The sequence below is a fragment of the Oleiphilus sp. HI0132 genome (genome assembly GCF_001635845.1).
In genome coordinates, this window is sequence record NZ_LWGJ01001683.1 from 1 (window position 1) to 1,016 (window position 1,016).

Sequence of the window (1,016 nt, forward strand, 5' to 3'; positions counted from 1 at the left end):
TTGTCGAGTGAATTATGAACATTTTGGCCAATATTTTCTTCTTGGCTGTCTGCGCTGATAATGCCACTTGCCTGTTCCACCGGGAGCAAGCGGGTCATGTCATTTCGTGCCGTTAAGGCTTTAACAATACGCCTTAAATTAGCTGTGTTAGCATTGGTTTCATTAGCGATAAGTAGCGTGTCTTGTATATGCTGGGCAATTATATTGCTTTCACGCTCTAATGTTCGCTCTGCGTGATAAGAGAATAATAGCGAGACGGACAGCAAAAATATCGTGCCAATAAGGATACTTGGTATCGCTAACTTGAAGGATAGTGATGTAGTTAGCTTATTCATTTACGTTTGTTGCCACGTCAGTATATGCCCAGTGCTATTCAATGAGGTTAGGGGCTAGGCAATTGACTGATATGTGTCAGGAGTGTGCTGACGTCGATAATTGCTTCGTTAAAGCTTGCCCCTCCTTAAAAATAGCATAACTGTGCATTTTCGCCGTAAAAATGGAGGAATAATTCTTAGGGATAGATCGGTTTTCTTGAGCTATCAGCGTTAACTGAGAGTGTTATTGCGTTATGAAAGCGGGAGCTTGTGTCTTATTGTGATGTTTCCCTGGATTTCTTTGGTCTGATAGGTGCAGTAGCATAGGCTTTGTACGCTTAGACTTGGGAGGACTGGCTGTGTATAGCCTGATAAGTGGCGCTGTAAGGTGCTGAGTGAGTACGACTGTTTATAAAAGCCCAAAGTAAGATGAGGGTGGTAGTCGCGTGCGGGATTATCCTGACAGATAGATTCCAGTGTACCGCGTATCTTTAGAAGAAGAGGGTGCTTGTTTATCGAAAGGTAGGGGGCTGTCTCGAAACTGTCTAGGCCTAGGCTTTCTAGAGAAAAGGGCGAAAGCTTTAATTCTTCAAGCGCTCTGATTTGCCGGGCGAGCTTCTCTTCGCAGAAGTGAGCAGGATCCACCAGTCCGCAAGCAGATAAAGTGATGTGAGGTGCTCTCTGGTAATCAGGTAGTACTAG

The 1,016-nt window shown here is 44.5% G+C and carries 2 protein-coding genes; both read right to left on the bottom strand.

What is annotated here, in order from left to right; translation table 11 throughout:
• A partial coding sequence (locus tag A3766_RS25845; protein ID WP_156509146.1) for a hypothetical protein occupies positions 1-335 on the bottom strand: 335 nt, incomplete at its 3' end.
• Positions 336-566: 231 nt separating this feature from the next.
• Positions 567-1,016: 2'-5' RNA ligase family protein (locus A3766_RS29290; RefSeq protein WP_156509147.1), on the bottom strand; the 450-nt coding region annotated here is incomplete at its 5' end.